Consider the following 25,094-nt stretch of genomic DNA (forward strand, 5'->3'; position numbering starts at 1 on the left):
GCATAGTGTACGAAGTAAAAACGGCCGAAATTGGCCTGTTTTCAGCACATTTATCTACTCGCGCTTTAAAGAAATTGTTAAAAAATCTGCGGATGTTTGAGCAAAACCTCCCGCCAGAGTGCATATCCCTTTGCATTCAGGTGCAGCCCATCGGCCTGAAACAGCTCCGGTCGGGGGCCACAGGCGGCACTCAGCATGGGTGTATGCGAATCAACGTAGTGGTAATGCGGATACCGCGCCACCTCTTTTCGGATCAATTCATTGGCGTACCGGATTCGATCAACAATGGCCCAACGCGCCGGACTCGGCTTAATGGCCATGAATGTCAGCGGCACGTTCGGAAGCCGGCGTTGTAGCTTCTGCGTCAACGCGCAAAAAAACAGATATACTTCCTCAACATGACGTCCGTCGCCCAGGTCATTGTCCCCAGCATAGAAAACGATCGATTTAGGGTTAGCCGGCACTACGAGCCGATCAAAAAACCAGGCGCAGGCTGCCAGTGTAGAGCCGCCAAAACCAAGATTAAGGGTGTTATACTGCGGAAAATCCTGCGCCAGCGTGGTCCATAGCCGGATGGATGAGCTTCCGTAGAACACGATGGGGTTATCAGCAACGGACCCTGTTTTTACTTTCTTTTCAAGCGCCTGAACTTCTTCTTCGTACCAAAACATGGGGGCAATATAAAGTAATCGGAACTCGAAGGCCGCGTTTTTACAAAACTTTCGCGCTCACCTTCGCAGATTCGCCCAGCCATTTCCTGATAATCTGGGTCAATGGCTTCGCTTCAATTAGAAAACCATCGTGGCCGTAAAGTGAATCAATTTCTTCGTAAACGGCATCGGGAATATGCCGCGCCAGAAACTGCTGTTCGGAAGGTGGGAAGAGAATATCGGAGCGAATTCCCACCACCAGCGTCCGGGCTTTAATCTGATTCAGCGCGTTCAGGATGCTGCCCCGGTTCCGCCCTACGTTGTGCGAATCCATCACTTTAGTAAGCGTCCAGTACGTAAAGGCATTAAACCGGGCCGCCAGCTTCTCACCCTGATACCGCTGGTAACTCGCGGCTTTGTAGCCGTCCAGTTGTTCGTTGTTATCGAGCGCCTGCGTGAATCCGTACGTATCGTAGTTCCGATACGAGATCAGGGCCATAGCCCGGGCCGCTTTCATACCCGCAACGCCCGCGTCGTCCCGGCGTTCGACCCAGGTCGGGTCCGCTTCGATGGCCATCCGCTGCGACTCATTGAATGCAATTCCCCAGGGTGAGAACACCGCATTGGAGGCAATCAGAATTAGATTTCGAATCAGATTGGGCTGTATGATGGCCCACTCAACTGCCTGCTGTCCACCTACCGACCCACCTACGCAAGTGTGTATCTGCTCAATGCCCAGCTCCTGACGCAGCAAATCCAGCGCACCTACCATATCGCGGATGGTAATGGCTGGAAAATCATGGTAAAAAGGCGTACCTGTTGCCGGATTGACGGATAGCGGCCCGGTGGAGCCGTAACAGGAACCGATGATGTTCGCACAGATAATAAGGTAGTGTTCCGGGTCATAAAATTTCCCGGGGCCTACCATCCCGCTCCACCAATCGACCGGATCGGCATTGCCCGTCAGCGCGTGGCAGATCCACACTACGTTAGAGCCCTCCGTATTCCGTGTGCCCTGCGTTGTGTAGGCCAGCCGAAAGCCCGGTAGTGCCTCCCCGGATTCGAGCGGGTATGTGTACTTGTAATCAAAAAACTGAAGGTCCAATTATGTTCTTGGTTTGTAGTTCACAGCTTGCCGTTTTACCGGGTACTGACGGTAAAACGGCAAACTGTGAACAGATTAACTCAGCACCGGCTCAGCAATGGCGGCAAAAGCCTGCTGCAGGTCGGCTTTAATGTCATCAATGTGCTCAATTCCGGCCGAAATCCGCAGCAGACCCGGTTCAACCCCCGCGCTGGCCTGCTCGTGCTCGCTCAACTGCTGGTGGGTTGTCGAAGCCGGGTGAATAATCAGCGTTTTGGCGTCACCAACGTTAGCGAGGTGACTCACCAGTTTCAGGCTGTTTACAAACTGGTCAGCGGCTTCTTTCCCGCCTTTTACCTTAAACGTGAACACGCCACCGAAGCCCCGCTTCAGGTATTTCTTAGCCAGTTCATAATAGGGGCTACTTTCCAGACCGGGGTAGTTTACGAACTCTACCTGATCGTGCAATTCCAGCCATTTGGCGAGTGCCAGCGCGTTTTCGACCGTCCGGTCCAGCCGCAGAGAGAGCGTTTCCAGCCCCTGGAGCAGCAGGAATGAGTTAAATGGACTGATGGCCGGCCCCCAGTCGCGCAGCCCTTCTACCCGGGCACGAATAATAAACTGAATGTTGCCGAACGGTCCGCCAACGCCAAATACGTCGCTGAACACCATGCCGTGGTATCCCGGCGATGGTTCGCTGAACTGCGGAAATTTGCCGTTGCCCCAGTTGTAGTTGCCACTGTCGACGATAACCCCGCCGATGCTGGTACCATGACCGCCAATCCACTTGGTAGCCGATTCAACCACCACAGCCGCACCGTGTTCAATAGGTCGGAACAGGTAACCGCCTGCCCCGAACGTATTGTCGACAATCAGGGGAATATCGTGCTGTTGGGCAATAGCCGCAATAGCGTCGAAATCCGGAATGTTGAAACCAGGATTCCCGATGGTTTCCAGATAAATTGCCTTGGTCCGCTCGTCAATCAGCTTTTCGAACGACTCAGGTTTATCGCCATCGGCAAAGCGAACGTCTACCCCCAGGCGCTTGAAGGAAACCTTAAACTGGTTGTACGTACCGCCGTAGAGAAACGACGTAGAGATAAAATTATCGCCGGAATTCAGGATGTTGTTGAGTGCGATAAACTGAGCGGCCTGCCCTGACCCCACGGCCAGCGCAGCTACCCCACCTTCGAGCGCAGCCATTCGCTTTTCGAAAACGTCGGTAGTTGGGTTCATGATCCGGGTATAAATATTACCGAATGCTTTCAGCGCAAACAGATCGGCCCCGTGTGCCGAATCATTGAACACATAAGACGTAGTTTGATAAATAGGTACTGCCCGCGAATTGGTCGTGGGATCAGTCTCCTGACCTGCATGTAGCTGAAGGGTTTCGAAATGCAGTTGATCGGCCATGGTTTCTGGAAAATAAGGTGGAAGAGTTAAGATTTCATGAAAAGACAATGCTATACATAGATGAACAAGGACGAGTCTGTTCCGGCCTGTTGGCCTGGAAAACGTCGGGGTGATGAGTGCTTAACGGCCCCCGAGGGGCATACAGCAGCGGATGTACAGCATGTGGTTTTACGATTTATAGCTCCTAATGATCCGCTATTGCGGTTGCTTTAGGCAGGAATTAGCACCTTGCCGTGTGGTAGGTTGCCAGAGGTTCACCGAGCCTGGTCTCTCCCCTCTTCTTTATAAATCAATCTGCGCCGGGGTTAAAAAAAGGCGCTATTCAATTGACTTGATAGCGCAAGTATAACAGCCAGACGATGGGATTCCAAAATCCAGACTGGATTTTTTGCCGTTCCCTTATTTTTCAGGAATATCCGGACGTAGTTATTTGAATAGCCACGCCGTTTTTTACTTTTGTTTTTAAGATCGCTATCCAATGAGTCAAGTATATCGTTTCAAGTCCGAACACACTGGCCGACGCGCTGATACAACTACGGTAAAAGACGCCATCAACCAGTTGCTGAAAACCTACCAGCTTCAGACCCGCTTTAACGAAACGTACCTTGAGGCTTTCTGGAGCCGGATGATGGGGCAGGCGATTGCTTCCCGCACGAACCGGCTGTACGTCCGGGATCGAAAACTGCATATTGAGATATCGTCGGCTCCGCTCCGCAACGAACTCGTCAACGCCAAACAGAAGCTTATCCAGCTCGTCAATAAGGATATGGGCTCAGAGGTGATCGACGATGTAATCTTCATCTGATCCGGCCGGGCCGCTCCTGGCTTCAGAATTGAATCAGCAAACTCTTACGCTCCTGCTGCATAGTGATCGGCTCGGCAATGAACGTAGCGTTCAGGCCTAGTTGACGGCACATGGCCAGCCACTCCGACTCGGGTATGACCAGAAATCCGTTTTGTTGCCGGATGGTGTAGTACGCCGAAAACCGCAGCCGAACCAATAGTTTCAGCATCGACAGGAGTTGCCCCTGCCGGAACGATTTAGTAACGATACTCCAGATGTCCTTCATGGTATTTTCCTCCACGATCAGATCGCAGATCAGGGCTTTGGCACCGGGTGCCGCTACGTTCCGGATGGCGGCCAGCAACTGCTTTACTTCCGATGCGTCGCGGTAGTACTGCACCACACTCATGACAATGATGAGATCGAACCGCTGATCGGCCAGTACGGTAAAGTTCAGGTAATCATCGGCGGAGAGATCGTGGAAATACACATTCGGGTGATGCCGGTGTTTGGAGCGCGCCAGTTCGTTGTACCGCTTCGAAACGTCCAGCCCGTGTATTTCGGCAACCCGGTCGTGCCAGGCATCTTCCAGGTTACCCGGTCCGGACCCAATATCCAGGACTTTCTGCGACTTTGCGACTGTAACGTATTTCTCGACCCGCGCCAGAAAATACGCGTAATTGGCCGACATCGAATCATCAAACTCATTCTCCTGCTGCCAGAAATCGAGCCAGGTTGCGGATTCGTGCTCTTTTTGAGTAGTCATTTTTGACTATTACATTGTATTTTGTTAGTAATTTTTGCTTTGCCTGTCATCATTAACTCCCTCAAAAAGCCTGATTCTTTGACGGCTTTTCAATCGGCAGGTCACGACAAAACGGTGGCTTGCAGCTCCGGCGCGGGTTTCGGTACGTTGGAGGGTACGTGCATGAGGTAGAGGATCCGGAACCAGATCAGCACACACGGCAGCGCTTTCAGTACGTAAGGTTTTACCAGTTGTTCGCGAAGAAAACCCGGAAATATATCGCTTGGTGAAAGTACCGTCAGCACAAAGCAACTTAGTAGCAGAACCCGGTCGAGCCAGGTCTGGGGACTAACGAACCACCAGCAAATCACGCCCGTAACGGCCGTTATATACGTAGGCGATTCAGCCACCGGGTTGAAAATGACCTGAAAAATCAGAACCGAAGCGACCATCAGCATCCGGAACGTTCGTTCGCCAAAGCGCCGGACGTGTATGTAAACCGTGCAGAACAGCATTACTCCCGTACCGATGATGGCCGGCGTCGCAATGTTGGGGGAAATGAGTAGATGCACCAGCCGGTGAATCGACGTATTGGCCCACTTGTCCCCATCGGACTTGATGAACAGCTGTTTCACCCACATCTCGTACTGCCACCAAAGTTTTTCCGGCGACGTAAACAGTAGAGGCAGCAAAGCCAGCACAACGCCCCAACCCACCATGTACACCAGGAATCGCAGCTTCTGCGGATACAGTAGAAACAGCGCAGCCGCGACGAGGCTATAGATTTTAATGTTAAAGCCAAGTAGGATGAAAAAAGCCGCCCAGATCGGCTGTCGCTTTTCAAAACACAGGAAGGTAAACAGCGAAATGGCCGCAATGAGCGGATTCGTTTGACTGCCCACCACCGACGTAAACAGTTCCTGCAGGCCGAACCAGTACGCAAAGACCTTCTGACCATGTGTCCACGGCATCCGGTAAACGGCAACTACCCATACTGCGGCAAACAAAAACTGCCAGATAAATAGCCCGACAGCATACGGCAGCGCAAAAACAGGGGCGAACAATGCCGCAAACGTTGGTGCGTAGTGAAAGTGATCCGAATACTCGACAGGATACACATCGTACAAACTCTTCCCCTCGATCAGATGATGCAGTGAAAAGTAAAAGATGCTGTAGTTATTCGAGCCGAACAGAAAAACGGCCTTGATGCTCGCAAACAGCGTAGCAGCCGCATAGATGCCAAAAATAAACCGAAAATCGCTGAACAGCGGTTTCCTGAAAAATTGTATCATTCCGGCAACAGACAAATTCATGAGGGAAAAGAAAGCGGTTTTCAAGGATGATCGAGTTGCTGCACAAACTCGTTCATGGTACAGAAATCACCCATCGGTTTCAGGTATCGAAGCAGTTGCTCAACCCGGTTCAGCAGCTCGTCCTGCGAATGCCGCCGGACATACGCCGGTATTTTTTCGAAGGCCGACAAATCAGTGAACTCCCACGGGTGTACGTACAGGTTCAGGAACCCTTCTTGCCGGAGCGTCTGTCGGCAAAGCTGTTTGTACAGGCTAAACGGAAAGTTTTTCAGGCTGAGCCAGAACAAAGGCAGCCGCAGGTGGGGCGTTACGGATGCCGGTACCTGCCATACGTTCTGCTCCCGAAATGGCTGCCGCGGCTCTCCCCAATGGTTATACCGACCCGGCAGCCAGGTTGGATGCAGCGACGAATTGTACGTATAACCGGCCTGCTGCACGTCAAGCGGATTAACATAACCCATGCGGGCACGGCGAAACCCCGTAACCGGCCGCTCCAGCAGTTGCTCCAGCGCCAGGCGGGATGTCAACAGGTCGGCGGGTTCAAACGTAGTATGATAGTACCCGTGTGAGGCAATCTCGTGTTTGCGGGCGAGCGTCCGGATCAGTTCCGATTCATGTAAGGCGTAGTTAGCGGTTGTGAACAGTGTCGTACGGACCCCAACCGCATCGAATCGCTCGGCCAGAAGCCGCAGGCCACGGGTCGAAACGGCCATCTGCTCGGTCATGGACAGATCGTGCCCGAACTCCACGGCCGTATCAAACTCCTCTACATCGACGGTGAATAATATACCTGATCTGCTGATTGCCATTTCGTTACAGTTTCGTCGATGTCGCTCGTATCGCCTATAATGTAGGCCGGTCGCTGCTTGACTTCAACGAAGGTTTTACCTAAATAAACGCCTATGATGCCAATGAGTATAAACTGAACCCCTCCAATCAGCACCATGAGCAGCACAAGGGTTGTCCAACCCGACACGGTTGCGTTGGTAAAGAAGTATTCATACAGGACTTCGGCCCCAAACAAACTGGCAAATAGTGACATAGCAAACCCCAACAGCACTGACATGTAAAGGGGCCGCGTTGAAAATGACGTAATGCCCATAGCGGCCAGTTTTACCATTTTGCGAACAGAGTATTTAGACCGCCCTGCATACCGGGGAGCCGGTTCGTAAAGCACCCGACACTGCCGAAACCCAATCCACGAGATAGCCCCGCGCAGAAACAGATCGTTTTCTTTGAATGACTTCAACGTATCGACTACCTTCCGGTCTAGAAGCCGGAAATCGGCGGCACCGTCCTCTATATTCAGGTTGGAAGCAGCCCGCAGCAACCGGTAAAAATTTCGCGACGTAGTGCGTTTAAACCAGGATAGCCGCGGATCGGGTCGGCGAACGGTATATACTACTTCGTAGCCTTCGCGCCATTTGTCGATGAGTGTCGGAATCAACTCGGGGGGGTGCTGCAGGTCGGCATCCAGACAGATGACGGCATCGCCCCGGGCGTGGTCGTACCCGGCCCGCAAAGCCATCTGATGACCAAAGTTGCGGGAGAACGACAGGTAACGAACAACTGGATAGGCCTGGCTTAACTGTCGAAGTACAAAACGAGTCTGATCGGTACTGCCGTCGTCAATGATCAGAATTTCGTAGGCTCCATACGCTTCCATGATGCTCATTAAACGATGCACCAGAACGGGTAAGTTTTCTTCTTCGTTATACGACGGTACGATCAGACTTATCATACCAGAACCTGATTTCATAGTATCTTCGTGATGTAACAAACTACAAGCAATTGTATTGCCCGATGGGGCTTCGGAATCTGGGGCTAAAAATAAGTACTTATACTTACTCCATCCTAACCGAAAAGTTAAAGTTTGCTTAAAAATTTTTATATCCGTGCAACCGTCTGCATAAATTACCTGTCTTGTGAAAGCTCGATCAACTACCCTCACTCAATCCGGTAACCTTCATGGTGGCGACAGCAAGCTTGTGCTTCAGGAGGAGCAGCGCCAGGATCTCGGTTTTGGCACCAAATTAAACGACCCCTATTCGCGGCTGATCAACAAAGACGGCAGCTTCAACATCCGGCGTTCCAATGAAATGTTCTGGGACCGGATCAACCTCTATAACCGACTCATTACCATGGGCTGGCCCCAGTTTCTGGCTCTGGTTGGTTTGTTCTACCTGACGGTTAATCTTTTTTTTGCCGGGATCTATCTGCTGGTCGGTGCCGAGAATCTCAAGGGCATCGCCGATCTTACGTTGTATGGCAGATTCTGGAATTCGTTTTTCTTCAGCGCCCAGACGCTGACCACGGTTGGATACGGCCACATCTACCCCAACAGTTTCATTACGAGCACAATATCATCGTTCGAGTCGCTGGTGGGGCTGCTGGCGTTTGCGTTGGTGACAGGGCTGCTGTATGGCCGTTTCTCCCGTCCGGTCGCCCATATCCGATTCGCCAGACAAGCGGTTTTTGCCCCGTACCTGGATGTGAACGCGTGGATGTTCCGGATCATCAATACCCGGTCCAACCAGCTCATCGACGTAGAAGTCGAAGTGTCGCTTTCCCGGCTGGAGATGCACAAGGGCGTAAAGCAACGCCGGTATTATACGTTGAATCTGGAACGTAAAAAAGTAACGTTTTTTCCAACCAACTGGACGCTGGTTCATCCCATTACTGACGAAAGTCCGCTGCACGGCTGCAGTCCCGAAGACCTCGCCGAATCTGACGCCGAATTTCTAATTTTGCTCCGGGCCATTGACGATACGTTCTCCCAGATGGTTCATGCCCGGTGCTCGTACCGGTACGATGAAGTGCTCTGGGGCCAGAAATACCAGCCTATGTTCGATGGTAGTAGTAGGCAAGGGTTATTCGCCATTGACCTGAACCTGCTCGATGCAACGGTTCCGGCTCCTCTTAACTGAGCCATGAGACAATTTTATTATTTAACCATATCTGCGATTTGCTGCAACCTCCTTTTCTGCGCCCCGGCGATACAGTGGGCGTAGTGGCTCCGGCCAGCCGCTTTTCCTATGATGAATTAACCACCGGCTTACGCATCCTCCGCGACGACTGGCAACTTCGGGTGATCGAAGGGGAAAGCCTCCGGGCAGCCGACGGTCCTTTTGCCGGTTCCGACGACCTCCGCCGGGCCGACTTGCAGCGGATGTTCGACAACCCAACTGTCCGGGCCATTTTTGCCGCCCGGGGCGGCTATGGCTGCTACCGTATCGTCGACGACCTCGACCTGACGGGTCTGCACCGATCGCCTAAATGGCTGGTTGGGTTCAGCGACATTACGGTGTTGCTCAGCCGACTCTACAAGCAGGGTATTCAAAGCCTGCACGGCATCATGCCCCGCCAGTTTGGCAACGAGGGCATGGGTGAGTCGATCGATTCGCTCAGGCAATGGTTGTTTGGCAACGGCCCCAACGAATACAACGTACCGACGCATCCCCTGAACCGACACGGACTGGCCAGCGGGCGACTGGTCGGCGGCAATCTGACGATGCTGTGCAATTCGATCGGAACCCCAACGGATGTTGAGCCGGAAGGAGCCATTCTGTTCATTGAAGACATTGACGAAACGCTGTTTTCACTCGACCGAATGATGCAGCAGCTACGTCGGTCGGGGCGGCTGGCCAGATTGGCCGGTCTGGTGGTCGGTCAGTTTACCGACATGCGTATTAATGCCTCGCTGCCGTTCGATCAAGATGCCTTTGCCATCATTGCCGATGTGCTGAGCGATGTTTCGTATCCGGTTTTGTTTAATTTCCCGGCCGGGCACGTCGACGTAAACCTTACCTTACCAATTGGTCGCGCAGTGACACTGGACGTAACCACTGACCTGGCCCGGCTGACGTTCGACTGATTGTACTCGGATTCCCTGTTCAACCAACTCACTTTTCGCTATCCCCTATGTCTTCCTTTTCCCAAAAAGTTGTCTGGATTACCGGTGCCTCCTCGGGTATCGGCGAAGCGTTTGCCCTTGAACTGGCCGGCCAGGGCGCCAAGCTGGTGCTATCGGCCCGGCGCGCCGACGAGCTGGAGCGGGTAGCTGCCCAGGCAAAACTGCCCGCGTCGGATGTGCTGGTCTTGCCACTGGACATGACGGATATCGACAGCCTGCCCGGTCACGTAGAAACCGTGCAAAAACGATTCGGGCGAATCGATTACGTGTTTCAGAATGCAGGCATCTCCCAGCGTAGTAATGTTGCCGATACCAATTTTGAGGTGTACCGGCGTATCATGGAGGTCAATTTTTTCGGGGTGATCGCCCTGACGAAAGCCGTACTACCCATCATGCTGGCGCAGGGCAGCGGCCATTTTGTTGTGACGAGCAGCGTGGCCGGAAAACTCGGCACCAAACAACGTTCCGGCTATTGCGCCAGTAAGCACGCCCTGCATGGCTTCTTTGATTCGCTGCGGGCCGAAACATATGACAACGGCATCCGTGTTACCATCGTCTGTCCCGGCTATATCCGTACGCCCCTGTCTTTTTCCGCCCTGAATTCTGAAGGGCAGCTACACGGCCGTATGGACGACAATATTGATAAAGGAATGTCGCCCGCTGCATTCGCTCAGAAATTGCGGCAGGCTGTAGAAAGCGAACGGGAAGAGGTGTACATCGGCGGGACCGAAACGTATGGCATCTACCTCAAACGCTTTTTGCCGGGGCTCATTTCGCGGATTGTGCGCAACCGGAAGCCCGAATAAGCAGGAAGCCGACCTGATTAAGCCGGCTTCCTGCGTGTATGAATTGCCAGCTACCGGCTGGCTACTTTAGTCCGCTGTTCCATGTAATCGACGGTCAGGTGGCAGAGCGACTTCATACCCAGTACGAAGCAGCTTTCGTCGATCTGAAAGTCGGGCGTATGGTGGGGGGCTGCGTCTTCAAGCTTTTTGCCTTTGCTCATCCCGCCCAGAAAGTAAAAGAACCCCGGTACTTTCTGCTGGTAAAACGAAAAGTCCTCAGCGCCCGTTTGAGCGGGTGTCAGGCGCACGTTATCCTTCCCGGCCAGCGCTTCGAGCGTCGGCGCCATCTGGTCGGTCAGTTTGGGATCGTTGTACGTAATGGGATACATGATCTCGATCGATACGTCGGCTTTGGCCCCGGCGCTCTCCGCGATATTTGTCGCAATTTCACCGATCCGGCGGTGAATGGTCTTCTGCATGTTGGCGTCCAGCGAACGAATGGTTCCGATCATGTTGACCTCTTCGGGAATGATGTTCTGGCGGATGCCGCCGTGAATAGCCCCGACCGTTACCACAGCCGCGTTGTCGGTGAGCGGCAGGTTCCGGCTCACGATGGTCTGCAAGCCCATAACGATCTGCGAGGCCGTCACGATCGGGTCAACGCCCGCCCACGGTGATGCGCCGTGCGTCTGCTTCCCCTTGATTTTGATGGCGTACGAGTCGACGGCCGCCATAGTAGCGCCCGGTCGGTATTTGATCGTGCCGACCTCAGTCTGCGAGTTGATGTGCAGGCCAAAAATGGCATCGACTTTTGGACTGTCGAGCACCCCTTCTTTCACCATCAGTTGCGCTCCCCCTTCCTCACCCGCCGGAGGTCCCTCTTCGGCCGGCTGGAAAATGAACTTGACCGTACCGCGCAGGTCGTTTTTAACCGACGCCAGCACTTCGGCCGCGCCCATCAGCATAGCTACGTGCGTATCGTGCCCGCAGGCGTGCATCACGCCGGTCTGTTGTCCGTTGTACTCCGTCCGTACATCCGATTTAAACGGCAGATTCACCCGCTCCGTAACGGGTAGTCCATCCATATCGGCCCGCAACGCCACGACTGGCCCCGGCTTCCCGCCTTTCAGTACGCCAACTACACCGGTTTTAGCAACGTTCACTTTCACCTCCATACCAAGCGCCTGCAAATGAGCGGCTACCTTGGCAGCCGTCTGAAACTCGCGGTTACCCAGTTCCGGATGCTGGTGAAAGTCCCGACGCCAGGCTACAACCTTCTTTTCCAATCCTTCGGCCAGCTTATCAATTCGGGGCTTCAGCGCTGGTGTCTGCGCAGACGTAACGCTGCAAAACATTGAAAAAGTGAAACTCGCCACAACACCAATGGCTCTTTTATGATAGTTGATCATAAAAATGTACAAAAAGTATCGATTTAAACTTTGTTTGGCAATTTACAAAAAACCTTAAACAAAATGTGGAAGATTATGTTCCGTAACATAGTTTTGTTGTTGCTACACTAATTTTTCAAAACAATTCATCTAATAAACTCCATGACAAAATTTCTATTCTCAGGTTGGTTACTCGCCTTGCTGTTCTGTCTGCCGGCTCTGGCGCAGGAGGTAACCGTGAGTGGCCGCGTAACATCATCAGACGACGGCTCCGCTCTCCCGGGCGTGAGTGTGCAGGTGAAAGGCACCACGCGGGGAACATCTACCGATGCGTCGGGGAATTACCGCATCAACGTACCGGGCGATGCCCAGCTGGTATTCAGCTTCATCGGGTTTGCCAATCAGGAGGTAGCCGTTGGCAATCAGACGACCATCAACGTAGCGATGCAGGCCAGTAACAACGCCCTGGAAGAAGTGGTGGTGGTAGGCTATGGTACCCAGAAGCGGGCCAGCCTGACCGGTGCCATTGCCAACATCCAGGGTCGGGAGCTGGTGAACGTCCCAATGGCCAACCTGGGCAACCAGTTGCAGGGCCAGGTTGCGGGTGCTCAGATCACTAACCAGAACGGTCGGCCGGGTGCGCCGGCCTTCATCCGCATCCGGGGCGTTGGGTCGCTCAATGCCGGTTCGGATCCCCTGTACGTAGTGGATGGTATACCCGTTACGGCCGATGCCTACCAGGCCATCCCGACAACGGCCATCGAACAGATTTCGGTGCTGAAAGATGCGTCGTCTGTCTCCATCTACGGCTCACGGGGCTCAAACGGTGTAATTCTGGTAACGACCCGCAAGCCGTCTCCAACCGAAGGGCCACGGGTCGAAGTAAACCTGCGGTACGGTATCAGCGAGAAGACCCCCGATAACTTTGAGCTGATGAGTTCGCAGCAGAAGCTTCAGTACGAGTATGACCTGGGGTATGCAAACTCGTACGTAGCCGACTACCTCCGGACGAGGAACATCGCCAACATTACCAGCGCCAGACCGGCCGATCTGCAGCCCATCTGGGATCAGCTGAACGCCCAGTCGGTGAACTGGCTCGACGTGTTGCTCCGCCAGGGTAAGCAGCATACCGAAACCATTAACCTGAGTGGCGGTTCCGAGAAACTGAGTTATTTCCTGGGTTTGCAGAACTACGGCGAACAGGGCATCAACAATGGCTCAGACTACCGGCGCCAGATCGGAACGCTGAATCTGGAGTTCCGTCCGTACAAGTGGCTGAGGGCCGGCCAGACCGTCAACTTCAGCTACCGCAAAGAGAACCTGCTCCGCGACCGGAACAACGCCCAGAGCCCTTTCCGGGCCATGTACACGTACAACCCGTATGAGCCGGAATTCAACCCCGATGGTTCTTACAACCTGACTCACCAGGGCTTCAGCATCTCGGAAGCTATCGCCAACAACACCGAGAACAGCCGCACCATCAACGGACTGGCCACGGGGTACGTCGGCATTACGCCCATCGAAAATCTGGACATCCGGAGTACGATCGGTCTGAACTACATCGATGTCGCCCGCGAATATTACATCAAGCCGGGCTCTATCCTGGACCAGTACGTCGGCGATCCGAATGCCCCCGGCAACAAAACCGACAACGGTAGTACCACCTTTAACTACATCTGGACCAATACGGCCCAGTACAACTTCACGCTCGCCGGCCGTAATAACTTCCGGCTGCTGGGCGGTACGGAGTTCACTAAAAACTCCTTCAAAAGCTACCTCCTCACGTCCAAAGGGTTCCCTTCGGGCAACGTCAGTACACAGGACAATGCCTCTACGCCGTTGCAGACAACCAGTGGTAAAAGCGACTGGGCGCTGTACTCGCTGTTTGCCCGTCTGAACTACGATTTCGATCAGAAGTACCTGCTCGAAGCCTCAGTCCGTCGCGATGGGTCGTCGCGGTTCGGGGCCAACAACCGCTACGGTACGTTCTGGGCGCTGGGTCTGGGCTGGAACCTGAAACGGGAAGCCTTCATGAAAGACGTAACGTTCATCGACAACCTGAAGATACGGGCGGCTGTCGGTACGGCGGGTAACTTCAACATCGGAAACTACCAGTCGCTGGGTCTGTACGGCTACGGCAGCTACGGTACGTCGTCATCGGCCGTACCGACGCAGCTGGCAAACCCCGACCTAACCTGGGAGCGCAGCCAGAGCACCAACCTGGGGCTTGAATTTGACCTGTTCAACCAGCGGCTGCGGGGCGTGGTGGAAGTATACAACCGCGACACGAAGGACCTGCTGCTGTTTGTGCCTTTGTCGAACGTAACGGGCTTTTCGAGCCGGCTGGAAAACGTAGGTACGATGAACAACCGGGGGATCGAAGCCGACCTGGCCTATGATCTGGTACGTACGAAGGACGTTCGCTGGACGCTGCGTGGCAACATTACGCTGAACCGCAACCGGATCACGGCGCTGTATAATAATGCCGAAATTCCCAATGGTCTGTCGCGCTACGTCGTAGGTCAGCCCATCGACGTGTACTTCCTCAACCGCTGGGCGGGGGTGAATCCGGCCAACGGCGACGCGCAGTACCTGAACAAAAACGGAGAGGTTACAAACGCGTTCAGCAGCGGTGACGCCGTGACGCTCAACGGCAAGTCACCGGACCCGCGCTATTACGGGTCAATCTTCAACACCGTCAGCTACAAGGGCCTGGCGTTGTCGGCGCAGCTGTACTATTCCGGCGGCAACTACATCTACAACAACATCTGGCAGACCCTGGTATCCGACGGCGCCAACCGCGCATCGCAGCAGGCTGTTTTCGCGCTCGACTACTGGAAACAGGCCGGCGATAATTCGCCAAACCCGCGTCCAACGGGGGTGTCGCGCACGACCGACCGCTTCCTGCAGAAAGGCGACTTCATCCGGCTGCGCAACGTAACGCTGTCGTACACCCTGCCCACGAACCTGCTCAACCGCATTGGTATGGGTCGGGCCACAACGGCCGGAAGTCAGTACGGTGGCGTCAGCTTCTTCGTACAGGGCCAGAACCTGTTCTACCGGGCGGCTGAATACAAAGGCGATCCGGAAGTGGGCATTGGTAGTGGCGAAGGAAACGCCAACGCGCTGCGGGGTGGTCTGATTTCGATATTCAGCTATCCGACTGTTCGCAGCTACACCGCCGGTCTGAACATCGCGTTTTAAGTAACTTCTTAACCGATCAAACATCAACATGAAAAAGATAATCATCAGTGCAGCATTGCTTTCCGGCTTGATGCTGACTGGCTGCGATAAAGAATTAACCCTGGTTCCCTACAACTCCATTACGTCCGACCAGGCATTTGCCACCCCTACGGATTTTCAGAATGCCGTCAACGGTATGTACAGCGGGTTTCTGGGTACCAGCTACTACGGGGGCGACTTCATTATCGTGCCTGATCTGCTGGCCGACAACCTGATCCTGTGCCAGCGGGGCCGTCTGACCAACCGCAACTTCAGTGAGTACCTGTACTCGGGCGAAGCCACATCGGGGCTGTTCTTCAATGCCTACACAGCCGTTCGCCGGGCCAACGCGGTGCTGGAAAACCTTGACAAACTGACCAACGAAGCTCAGCGTAACAACTTCCGGGGCGAAGCCCTGGCGGCCCGGGCGCTGGCTCACTTCGATCTGGCGCGGGTCTATGCCAAGGGATACGTTCAGGCATCGGCCGGCGACCTTGGCGTTCCGTACATCACCAGCACCGACCCGACGCAGAAACCCGCCCGGGAGCCGGTTCGGCAGACCTTCGACAAGGTGGTGGCTGATCTGGTCGAAGCCGAAGGGCTCATCAACGTTACCAACGGCGTAGGCCGCCTGAATAAAACGGCCGTTAACGGGCTGCTTTCGCGGGTGTATCTGTACCGGGGCGAATGGCAGAAAGCGGTAGATGCTGCTACGAAGGCCCTGACTGCCAGCAGCGACGTAGGCAGCCTCACGGCGTTCCCGGCCATTTTCAGGGATGCGACCGAACAGGGTGTGCTGTTTAAACTACGCATCATTGACAAGGACAACCTGGCCGTGGGCGTCAACTACAGCCAGGCTTCGGCTACGGGAGTACGTTCTGAGTACGTCTGCGACTATGATCTGTACACGAAGTACGCCAGAAACGACGTTCGGCTGGCGGCCGGCATCACCACCAGCAGCTTCTCCGGTACGCCTTACAACCACATTGCCAAATACCTGGGCCGGGCAACCGGTAATGCCAACGTGGTCGATGTGAAAGTACTCCGCACGGCCGAAGTGCTGCTGAACCGGGCCGAAGCACAGTATCGCCTGGGCAGGGACGCCGATGCGCTGGCCGATCTGAACCGCCTGCGGGTGAACCGCTACACTGGTTTCGATGCCAGCAGGGCTACCGAAACCGGCGATGCGCTGGGTACAGCCATCGATCTGGAGCGCCGGCTCGAACTGGCTTTCGAAGGCCACCGTTTCTTCGACCTGAAGCGCCGGAACCAGCCCGTTGCGCGTGTCACGCGATTTGGTGACCGCGCCGACGGTACCGGTACTACTTATGTGAGACCGGGGCTGGCCGTGAACGACCCTAAATTTCAGCTGCCAATTCCGCAGGCAGAAATCAATGCCAACCCGCAGATGATACAGAATCCCGGTTATTAACTGAGCTTGTCAACCAGGACGTCGGCCCGCTGGGCCGACGTCCTGCTGTTGCTGCCGTAGCCGATTGTTCCCTGGTGAATTTACGGTCGTATCAAACGTCAGGCTGCGCTGCCGGGCTGATTTGGTACAAACGGAGTAGAAGGTTGACTACTACATTGGATAATACGCACATAAAACTATATAACCTATATACTATAACTATTTTCTGTAAAAACTTCACATTACAGAATTATAGTTTGAAAAATATTAATTCTGTAGAATAGACTTTTTCAAAATGCCGTTTATTTTTGCCATCCAATAACGCGTTTTTTTAACCTAAATTTAATTTCTACCACTTTATGAACAAATCTCTATTGGGAGCCTGGCTGCTTCTGATACTATTCTGTGTGCCCGCATTGGCGCAGGATGTAACAGTACGCGGTCGTGTTACTTCATCAGACGACGGCTCCGCTCTCCCGGGCGTGAGTGTACAGGTAAAAGGAACGACGCGGGGCGCTACCACGGATGCGTCGGGGAATTATCAACTTAGTGTGCCGGCAAATGCCCGACTCATCTTCAGCTTCATCGGATTCAACAGTCAGGAGGTAGCCGTTGGTAATCGCACCGCAGTAGATGTCGCTCTCGTAAACAACTCTACCAACCTCAGCGAGGTCGTCGTTGTGGGGTACGGTACGCAAAGCAAACGTACACTTACGGGTGCTGTTTCAACAGTGGGTGGTGAAGTGATTGCCAACAAACCCGTACAAAGCTTCGACCAGGCCCTGCAGGGCCGGGCGGCCGGGGTGAACATCACTACGCCAAACGGGGTACTCAACAACGCTCCGGTTATCCGCGTACGGGGTGTATCGTCGATCAACGGTTCATCATCACCCCTGATCGTGGTAGACGGACTGCCCATCAACTCAGGCGACGTATCGGCCGGTGGTTTCACCGTAAACAACCCGCTGGGTGACATCAACCCCAACGACATCGAGTCGCTCGACATTCTGAAAGACGCATCGGCTACGGCGATCTACGGATCGCGGGCCGCAGCGGGCGTTATCCTGATCACGACCAAGAAAGGGAAAGAAGGCAAAGCGCAGGTTTCCTACGATGGTTGGGTTGGCGGTACGCAGCCTTTCCGGCTGTTCGACATGCTGAACGCCCAGCAATTCATCGAGTATAAAAACGTAGCGGCCCGCAACGCCGGCTTACCCGATCAGTTCTTCCCGACCCTCAATCCCGACGGCAGCATTGTCGACACGGACTGGTTCGATCTGATCTACCGCACGGGGCTTTCGCATAGCCACAACCTGAACGTAAACGGCGGTACGAAAGAAACCCGCTACGCCTTCTCGGTTGGCTACACGAATCAGGAGGGTATGATCGTCAAGAACGATTTCAGCCGCCTGACGGGCCGGATGAATATTTCGCACCAGTTGAACAAAGCCATCCGGGTTGGTTCCAACATCACGCTGGCCAACAGCTTTAACAGTTCGCCCAATACCGGCACCACTGGTCCGTTCAGCATTGGCGGTCTGGGGCGTCTGCCGCTGGTTCTGCCGCCCAACGTAGCGCCCCGCAATCCGGACGGCAGCTACAACATCAGCCGGTCGCTGAACAGCCTGGGTCTGGGCAACAACCTGATCGGTCCCAGTGGTTACTACAACCCGCTGCCCGACCTCGAACTGAGTAAGTTTACCTCGGAGAACAACCACATACTGGGCAACGTTTTCATGGACGTCAACCTGCTGAAAGGGCTTACGTTCCGCACTTCCTACGGCGTTGACCGGACTACGGTTGAGGACATTGACTTCCGCAACAGCATCCACGGCGAAGGTGGCGCTACGGGCGGTCAGGCGTTCAACATCTATACGAACGTTAAACTCTGGAACTGGCAGAACTACTTCACCTATAACTTTGGCTTTGGCAAGAATAACTTCGATGTGGTGGCCGGTACAGAAGCCCAGAAGTTTACGGTCAACCGCTGGGGTGGTGCCCGCCAGGGTCTGTCAGATCCGTTCTTCACCAGCTACCAGGGTAACTTTACGACCAACCTGCCCCCATCGGGCAACTTCCAGACGCAGAATGGTCTGCTTTCGTACTACGGCCGTCTGACCTACGACTTCGACAAGAAGTATCTGCTGACGTTCAACCTGCGCCGTGACGGTTATTCGGCCTATGCGCCCGGCCGGAAGTGGGGTACGTTCCCGGGTGGATCGCTCGGCTGGCGGGTGTCGGAAGAAGGCTTCTGGAAAAATTCAGGTCTCGGCACCGTGCTGAACGAGTTCAAACTACGGGGTAGTATCGGGCAGGTAGGTAATACAGGTATCGGCGACTTCTCGGCCCTGAGCCTGTTCTCATCCGGTCTGTATGGCACCGTTCCGACGTTTGCGTTCTCACAGGCCGGTAACCCGGCTCTGCGCTGGGAGGTAAGCACCAACCTTGACCTTGGGGTGAGCTTTGGCCTGTTCAACGACCGCCTTACCGGCGAACTGACGTACTTCAATAAGAAAGTGAGCGATCTGGTGCTTTCAGAACCGCAGGCGCCTTCGCGGGGTATTCCGGGCAACAGCATCTCCAACAACGTTGGCTCGATGGTCAATAAAGGGGTTGAATTTGCTCTGACCAGCAATAACATGACCCGTGGGCTGTTCTCGTGGACGACCAGCTTCAACTTCACCTACCTGGAGAACAAGGTACTGGCGCTGGCCAACAATAACGCCGACATTTTCCCGTCGACGGGTGGTCTGGAAGGTTCCAACATTGTCCGCGTCGGCGAGTCGATCGGTAGCATCTACGTCATCCGGACCAACGGCGTTAACCCGGCAAATGGTCGGCGGATTTTCATCAACGCGGCCGGCCGTGAGGTGCAGTATGACCAGTCGGCAGCTCCGGCTCAGCGCTGGACCTACGTATCCGACGGTGCCGTGGCACCAGCCATTGCCGGTACCGACCGGGTGGTATTCGGTAATGCCCTTCCGAAGTTCTACGGTGGTCTGGACAACACGTTCCGCTACGGCAAACTCGAACTGGGTATCTTCCTGCAGTATTCGGGCGGCAACTACATCTACAACGGTACCAAGGCCGGTCTGCGCGACCAGCGTCCGTGGAACAACCACACCGACGTGCTGAACTACTGGAAGCAGCCGGGCGACGTCACGAACATCCCGCGGCCGGTGCTGAACGACAACGTATCGAACGGATCGGCGAACCCGATTTCGGAAAACGTGGAGAAAGGCGACTTCATCCGTGGCCGGAACATCCTGCTGGGATACACATTCCGCAATGACTTCCTCCGCAAGGCGAACATCGCGTCGCTGCGGCTGTATGGCCAGGTGCAGAATGCCTTCATCATCACCAACTATACCGGTGCTGACCCCGAGATTTCGACGAACCGGAACACCAACATTGCACCGGGTGTCGACCGCAACTCAACGCCACAGGCCCGCACGTATACATTCGGTGTCAGCGCGAATTTTTAATCCACGAGAGATCAATCGTTTATCATGAACCTTACGCAATTTAATCATATAGTCACCCGGCGCGGGCTCCTGAAAACAGCCTTAGCCACGGCGTTGTTCAGCGTTTCCCTGACGTCCTGCTCCGAAGAGGAACTGCTCAACCCAACTCCGCTCACGAGCCTGGCCGACGTTGAGGCTTTTGCCAACCCGGATCGGGTCCTGGCGCAGGTCAACGGTTTGTATTCCAGCGTTAAATCCGGCCAGTTTATGGGAGGCCGCTACCTGGTCTACATCGATGTTCGGGGCGAAGAATTTCTGAACATTACCAACAACGGCGTAACGGCGTTGAGCGCGTGGAACCACACTGAGAACTCCGGCTCCAACGAACCCACCAACCTCTGGAACGCAGCGTACCTGGCCATAAACCGAATCAACCTGTTTCTGGCCGGGCTGGATGCCAATCCGACCGTAGTGGATGCCACGCTGGCCAACCAGTACCGGGGCGAAGCCCGGTTGCTGCGGGCGCTGACGTATCATCAGATGGTGCAGTTGTTCGCGCAGCCGTTTACGAAAGACAACGGCGCAAGTCCGGGGCTGCCGCTCCGCCTGCAGGGCGAAGTAGGTACCGGCAACAACGACCTGGCCCGCGCTACGGTTGCGGAAGTGTACCAGCAGATTCTGGAGGATCTGAACTTTGCCGAGCAGAACCTGCCGGCCAGCTACGCCAACGCTACGCTGAACACAACCCGGGCGCACAAAAACACGGCGATTGCGCTGAAAACCCGGGCTTACCTCGCCATGGGCCAGTGGGCGAACGTCGTAACGGAAGCCAACAAGATTGTACCAACGGCCGCGCCGTTCCGGGCCGCGTCCGGGGTAGCGCACCAGCTGCAGGCGGATGTTCGGACTACGTTCAGCAACTACACCACAGTTGAGTCGATCTTCTCGCTGCCGATGAGCAGCAACGACCTGCCCGGTACGCAGAACAGTCTGGGCAGCTACTACCTGCCGCAGATCGGTCTGGGCGATTTCAGCCTTAACCCGAACGGTATCATTGGTAATGCTGCGTTTGCCGCTACCGATGCCCGCCGGGCGTTCATACGAAACGACTGGCCCGGCGATGCCCGGGGTGGCCAGCAACTGTCGCGGCTGAACAAATTCCCGACCGGCCCGCAGCATACCGACTGGGTACCGGTAATTCGCTACTCAGAGGTGCTCCTGAACCTGGCCGAAGCGAAGGCCCGTCTGGCAACGGCCGGAATCGACGAGCAGGCTCTGGCCCTGCTGAACGCCGTGCGCGGCCGCTCTAACGCAGCGGGTGTATACACGGCCGGCAGTTTTGCCAACGGAGCCGCTCTTGTAAACGCCATCCTGCTCGAACGCCGGATTGAATTCCTGGGCGAAGGCATCCGCTCGAATGATCTGCTGCGGACCAATCAGCCACTGCCGGAGAAAGGCGGTGTGCAGAGCGCACCACGTATTCAGGCGGTTCCTCCCACAGCGTCCGTGTATATCTGGCCAATTCCGCAGACGGAACTGAACGTGAACAAGGCGATTGTTCAAAACCCATAACGGTTTATTTTGTCGAAAAACAGAACGGCCGGTCAATTGACCGGCCGTTCTGTTTTTCGACAAAATAATTTCTTAACAAACGTTAACAATTATTGTTTTACTAATTAATTTTGCAACCCATTTCAGAATACTTTTTTATTATTTTATTTAAATATTTTCCCCAAAAATCTCTATGAGAAAATATCTAATGTTGGGTTGGCTGCTCACTTTGCTGTTCTGTTTGCCCGCTTTGGCGCAGGAGGTAACCGTGAGTGGTCGAGTCACTTCATCAGACGACGGCTCCGCTCTGCCAGGCGTGAGTATTCAGATTAAGGGTACCTCGCGGGGGACCACCACCGATTCGGAGGGACGCTACCGGCTAAGTGTACCAGCCAATGCCCGGTTAGTTTTCAGCTACATCGGATTCGGCAATCAGGAGATCGCCGTGGGTAACCAGACCACTATTGACGTAGCACTGACCAGTGGTGCGCAGAATCTGAGCGAGATTGTCGTAACGGCCCAGGGTATCGAGCGGGACAAGCGTTCGCTTGGTTACTCAACCCAGGAGGTCAACAGCGCGCTGATTTCACAAAAATCAGAACCGAACCTGCTCAACTCACTCCAGGGTAAACTGGCGGGGGTAAACATCTCGACGCAAAGTGGCTCGCCGGGTGCATCAACCAACATCAACATTCGGGGTATTACATCGTTCAACGGTAGTAACCAGCCGCTGATTGTCGTTGATGGGATCATCTTCAGCAACGATGTGAACGTAACGGGTAACACGCTGTTCCAGTCGCAGTCGGCAAACCGTCTGGCCGACATCAACCCGGAAAGCATCGAGTCGATCAACGTACTGAAAGGCCCCGCAGCGGCTGTTCTGTACGGCTCACGGGCATCGGCCGGCGCCATCATCATTACGACCAAAACTGGACGCAATCAGCAGAATAAAACGGAAGTAACCATTACGTCGTCATACAACGTACAGGAGGTATACGGGTTACCGCGTTTTCAGAATGATTATGGTCAGGGCACGAACAACCTGTTCGTCAATAACACAACTAACTCCTGGGGACCGGCTTTTGTAGGTGGCCCTACGTCCGTTACCAACCTGCAGGGTCAGGTTCGGCCGTACCAGGCGTATCCGAACAACGTTCGTGATTTCTACCGCCAGGGACACATCCTGCAAAACACGGCCAACATTGCCGGTGGGGACGTGAATCGCAATTTCAACATCTCGGTCAGCAACACGGCGCAGCAGGGTATCACGCTGAACTCCAAGTTCAGCCGGACGAACGTACAGCTGGGTGGCGAAACCCGCCTGAACAACGGCCTGCGCATCACCGGTACCGGTACGTACGCTCAGACCGTTCAGCGGGGGGCAACGCTGGGTAACGGAGGTAGTGCATTCGGACAGCTGACCCGGATTCCGCGGAGCTACGACCTGCCCAACGAACCGTATCAGGATGCCAACGGCCAGAGTATCTACTTTGTGGCGGCTAACAACCCGTACTGGTCACTGTATAACTCCACGCTGGACAGCCAGGTTGATCGTTTCTTCGGAAACTTCACGCTGGGTTATGACGTAACGAAGTGGTTGAACATCACCTACCGTGCAACGGGTGATACGTATACCGACCGCCGGAAAGCCGTCGAAAACTTCGGTGCTGCCCGTGCCGCTCAGGGCTCAATTACTCAGGATAACTTCTTCCGCTCCGAGCTGAACGGTGACCTGCTTATTACGGCCAAAACAGACCGGCTGTTCCTCGAAGGCCTGGGTGCCAACCTGTTGCTGGGTAACAACATCAACCAGCGCCGGACACAGAACGTAGCGGCTGTCGGTGCTTCGCTGGTTATTCCTGGCTTTCTCAATACATCGAACGGTTCGGTCCTAACGGGTAGTGGTGAATCCAGCACGCTCCGCCGACTGGTTGGTTACTACGCTCAGTTGTCCCTGAACTACCAGAACTACCTGTTCCTGGAATTGACCGGTCGCGCTGACCAATCGTCGACACTGCCTAAAGCCAATAGCACGTACTTCTATCCATCGGCATCGTTGAGCTTCGTTCCAACGGATTTTTTCAAGGTGCAGTCCGACATCCTGTCCTATGCCAAAGTACGGGCTAGCATTGCCCGGGTAGGTCGTGACGCCGATCCGTACTTGTTGAACTCGGTTTATGTACCATCTACTTATGGAAATAACCTGGCCAGCGTTACGTTCCCGCTTACGATCGGTGGCAGCAGTGTTCCCGGCTTTACGCCGAGCAGCCGGATTGGTAGTAATGCCCTGACGCCGGAGTTCGTTACGTCGTCGGAAGTTGGTTTGAACCTGGGCTTCTTCCAGAACCGGTTGAGCCTGGATGCTGCGTACTTCTTTACGCGGTCGACCGACCAGATCTTCAACGTAGCGATATCGAACTCGACAGGTTTCGACACGCGGACTACCAACGTGGGTGAACTGCAGAACCAGGGTATAGAATTGGTACTGTCGGCTACGCCGGTACGCGTAAGCGGTTTCAAATGGGATATCACGGCCAACTTTACCCGCATTCGGAACAAAGTTATTTCGATTGCACCGGGCGTTCGTCAGTCGGGTATTGCAGGTAACGGCTTCATCGGTATCACAGCCTCCATCGTGGAAGGTCAGCCGTATGGCGTGATCGTGAGTACGGCCAACACGCGGGTACAGAATACAAACCCGAATGACCCGGCAACGTACGATCCAACTGGTCAATACGTAGGTCAGTACATCATTAACCCAACGAGTGGTCAGTTCGCTCCGGGTCTGGCGGGTCAGGTGATTGCCAACCCGAACCCGAACTACACGCTGGGTATCAACAACTCGTTCTCGTACAAAGGCTTTACGCTGCAGGCACTGGTTGATATTCGTCAGGGCGGACAGCTCTTCTCGTTCCCGGCGGTCGATTACCGTAGCGGTGGCCAATTGTACGTAACAGGTATCGATCGGGATCAGCCCCGTATTCTGCCGGGTGTTATTCCAATCACCGGCTCAGATGGCCGCGTAACGGGTTTCCGTCCGAACAACATCCAGTTGTCGTCACAGGCTTACTGGCAGGGATTGGGTGGTCTGGCTTCTGAGGCTGCTGTATTCGATGCAACGAACTATCGTCTGCGCGAAGTATCGCTGAACTACACCTTGCCGAAAGGGCTGCTGAACAAGACACCGTTCGGTACTATTTCAGTTGGCGTGAGTGGCCGGAACCTGTTCTTCTACGCGCCGAATTACTATACTGATCCGGAAGTGAACACGCAGGGTGCCGGTAACATCCAGGGTCTTGACCTGAACGGACCGCCGAACGCGCGTAACTATGGTGTAAACCTGCGGCTCACGTTGTAATCTTTTTTATCAC

The 25,094-nt window shown here is 54.6% G+C and carries 17 protein-coding genes and 1 riboswitch; of the genes, 9 read left to right on the forward strand and 8 right to left on the reverse strand.

Annotation, left to right across the window (positions count from 1 at the left end):
• Positions 1–77: 77 nt before the first annotated feature.
• The 3 genes from DYU11_RS24545 to DYU11_RS24555 form a co-directional block, all read right to left on the reverse strand.
• A complete protein-coding gene (locus tag DYU11_RS24545; protein ID WP_119670381.1) occupies positions 78–671 on the reverse strand; it encodes an SGNH/GDSL hydrolase family protein in 594 nt (197 codons plus the stop codon).
• 40 nt (positions 672–711) lie between these two features.
• Positions 712–1,755 carry a homoserine O-acetyltransferase family protein gene (locus DYU11_RS24550; protein ID WP_119670382.1) on the reverse strand — a complete coding sequence of 348 codons (1,044 nt, stop codon included), beginning with the start codon at positions 1,753–1,755 and terminating at the stop codon, positions 712–714.
• A 75-nt stretch (positions 1,756–1,830) separates the two neighbouring features.
• Positions 1,831–3,147 (reverse strand): O-acetylhomoserine aminocarboxypropyltransferase/cysteine synthase family protein, encoded by a 1,317-nt coding sequence (locus DYU11_RS24555; RefSeq protein ID WP_119670383.1) that lies wholly within the window; start codon positions 3,145–3,147, stop codon positions 1,831–1,833.
• Positions 3,148–3,319: 172 nt separating this feature from the next.
• A riboswitch (SAM riboswitch) is annotated at positions 3,320–3,438 on the reverse strand.
• A gap of 187 nt (positions 3,439–3,625) precedes the next feature.
• On the opposite strand from DYU11_RS24555, the gene DYU11_RS24560 reads away from it, so the two are divergent.
• Complete coding sequence (locus DYU11_RS24560) at positions 3,626–3,952, forward strand: DciA family protein (protein ID WP_119670384.1); 327 nt, start codon at positions 3,626–3,628, stop codon at positions 3,950–3,952.
• A gap of 22 nt (positions 3,953–3,974) precedes the next feature.
• Here DYU11_RS24560 and DYU11_RS24565 read toward each other — a convergent pair whose 3' ends face one another.
• The 4 genes from DYU11_RS24565 to DYU11_RS24580 form a co-directional block, all read right to left on the reverse strand.
• A complete protein-coding gene (locus DYU11_RS24565; protein ID WP_119670385.1) occupies positions 3,975–4,697 on the reverse strand; it encodes a class I SAM-dependent methyltransferase in 723 nt (240 codons plus the stop codon).
• Positions 4,698–4,798: 101 nt separating this feature from the next.
• The gene (locus tag DYU11_RS24570) at positions 4,799–5,968 is read right to left on the reverse strand and encodes a glycosyltransferase family 87 protein (RefSeq protein ID WP_199736786.1); all 1,170 of its coding nucleotides are present in this window, start codon (positions 5,966–5,968) and stop codon (positions 4,799–4,801) included.
• A 41-nt stretch (positions 5,969–6,009) separates the two neighbouring features.
• Complete coding sequence (locus tag DYU11_RS24575; RefSeq protein ID WP_119670387.1) at positions 6,010–6,798, reverse strand: polysaccharide deacetylase family protein; 789 nt, start codon at positions 6,796–6,798, stop codon at positions 6,010–6,012.
• Positions 6,756–7,748 carry a glycosyltransferase family 2 protein gene (locus DYU11_RS24580; RefSeq protein ID WP_199736787.1) on the reverse strand — a complete coding sequence of 331 codons (993 nt, stop codon included), beginning with the start codon at positions 7,746–7,748 and terminating at the stop codon, positions 6,756–6,758. Before DYU11_RS24580 ends, DYU11_RS24575 begins: the two co-directional genes overlap by 43 nt.
• Before the next feature lie 166 nt (positions 7,749–7,914).
• Here DYU11_RS24580 and DYU11_RS24585 point away from each other — a divergent pair, with 166 nt between their 5' ends.
• Genes DYU11_RS24585 through DYU11_RS24595 form a run of 3 tightly spaced genes read left to right on the forward strand, consistent with a single transcriptional unit; the run spans position 7,915 to position 10,708 of the window.
• Positions 7,915–8,916: an ion channel gene (locus tag DYU11_RS24585; protein WP_119670389.1), complete on the forward strand. Its 1,002-nt coding sequence runs from the start codon at positions 7,915–7,917 to the stop codon at positions 8,914–8,916.
• A 38-nt stretch (positions 8,917–8,954) separates the two neighbouring features.
• Complete coding sequence (locus DYU11_RS24590; RefSeq protein WP_119670390.1) at positions 8,955–9,863, forward strand: S66 peptidase family protein; 909 nt, start codon at positions 8,955–8,957, stop codon at positions 9,861–9,863.
• 47 nt (positions 9,864–9,910) lie between these two features.
• Entirely contained in the window at positions 9,911–10,708 is a 798-nt protein-coding gene (locus tag DYU11_RS24595) for an SDR family oxidoreductase (RefSeq protein WP_119670391.1), read from the forward strand.
• Between the two features lie 50 nt (positions 10,709–10,758).
• On the opposite strand, the gene DYU11_RS24600 is transcribed toward DYU11_RS24595, so the two are convergent.
• Entirely contained in the window at positions 10,759–12,042 is a 1,284-nt protein-coding gene (locus DYU11_RS24600) for an amidohydrolase (protein WP_229366040.1), read from the reverse strand.
• A gap of 195 nt (positions 12,043–12,237) precedes the next feature.
• On the opposite strand from DYU11_RS24600, the gene DYU11_RS24605 reads away from it, so the two are divergent.
• From DYU11_RS24605 to DYU11_RS24625, 5 genes are all read left to right on the forward strand, one after another.
• Complete coding sequence (locus DYU11_RS24605) at positions 12,238–15,279, forward strand: SusC/RagA family TonB-linked outer membrane protein (protein WP_119670393.1); 3,042 nt, start codon at positions 12,238–12,240, stop codon at positions 15,277–15,279.
• Positions 15,280–15,307: 28 nt separating this feature from the next.
• The gene (locus tag DYU11_RS24610; RefSeq protein WP_119670394.1) at positions 15,308–16,729 is read left to right on the forward strand and encodes a RagB/SusD family nutrient uptake outer membrane protein; all 1,422 of its coding nucleotides are present in this window, start codon (positions 15,308–15,310) and stop codon (positions 16,727–16,729) included.
• Between the two features lie 338 nt (positions 16,730–17,067).
• Complete coding sequence (locus DYU11_RS24615) at positions 17,068–20,193, forward strand: SusC/RagA family TonB-linked outer membrane protein (RefSeq protein WP_119670395.1); 3,126 nt, start codon at positions 17,068–17,070, stop codon at positions 20,191–20,193.
• Positions 20,194–20,217: 24 nt separating this feature from the next.
• On the forward strand, positions 20,218–21,744 hold the full coding sequence (locus tag DYU11_RS24620) for a RagB/SusD family nutrient uptake outer membrane protein (RefSeq protein WP_119670396.1): 1,527 nt from the start codon (positions 20,218–20,220) through the stop codon (positions 21,742–21,744).
• A 172-nt stretch (positions 21,745–21,916) separates the two neighbouring features.
• Positions 21,917–25,081: a SusC/RagA family TonB-linked outer membrane protein gene (locus DYU11_RS24625; RefSeq protein ID WP_119670397.1), complete on the forward strand. Its 3,165-nt coding sequence runs from the start codon at positions 21,917–21,919 to the stop codon at positions 25,079–25,081.
• The last annotated feature ends 13 nt before the right edge of the window (positions 25,082–25,094 follow it).

The organism is Fibrisoma montanum, from assembly GCF_003583365.1.
Classification (GTDB): domain Bacteria; phylum Bacteroidota; class Bacteroidia; order Cytophagales; family Spirosomataceae; genus Fibrisoma; species Fibrisoma montanum.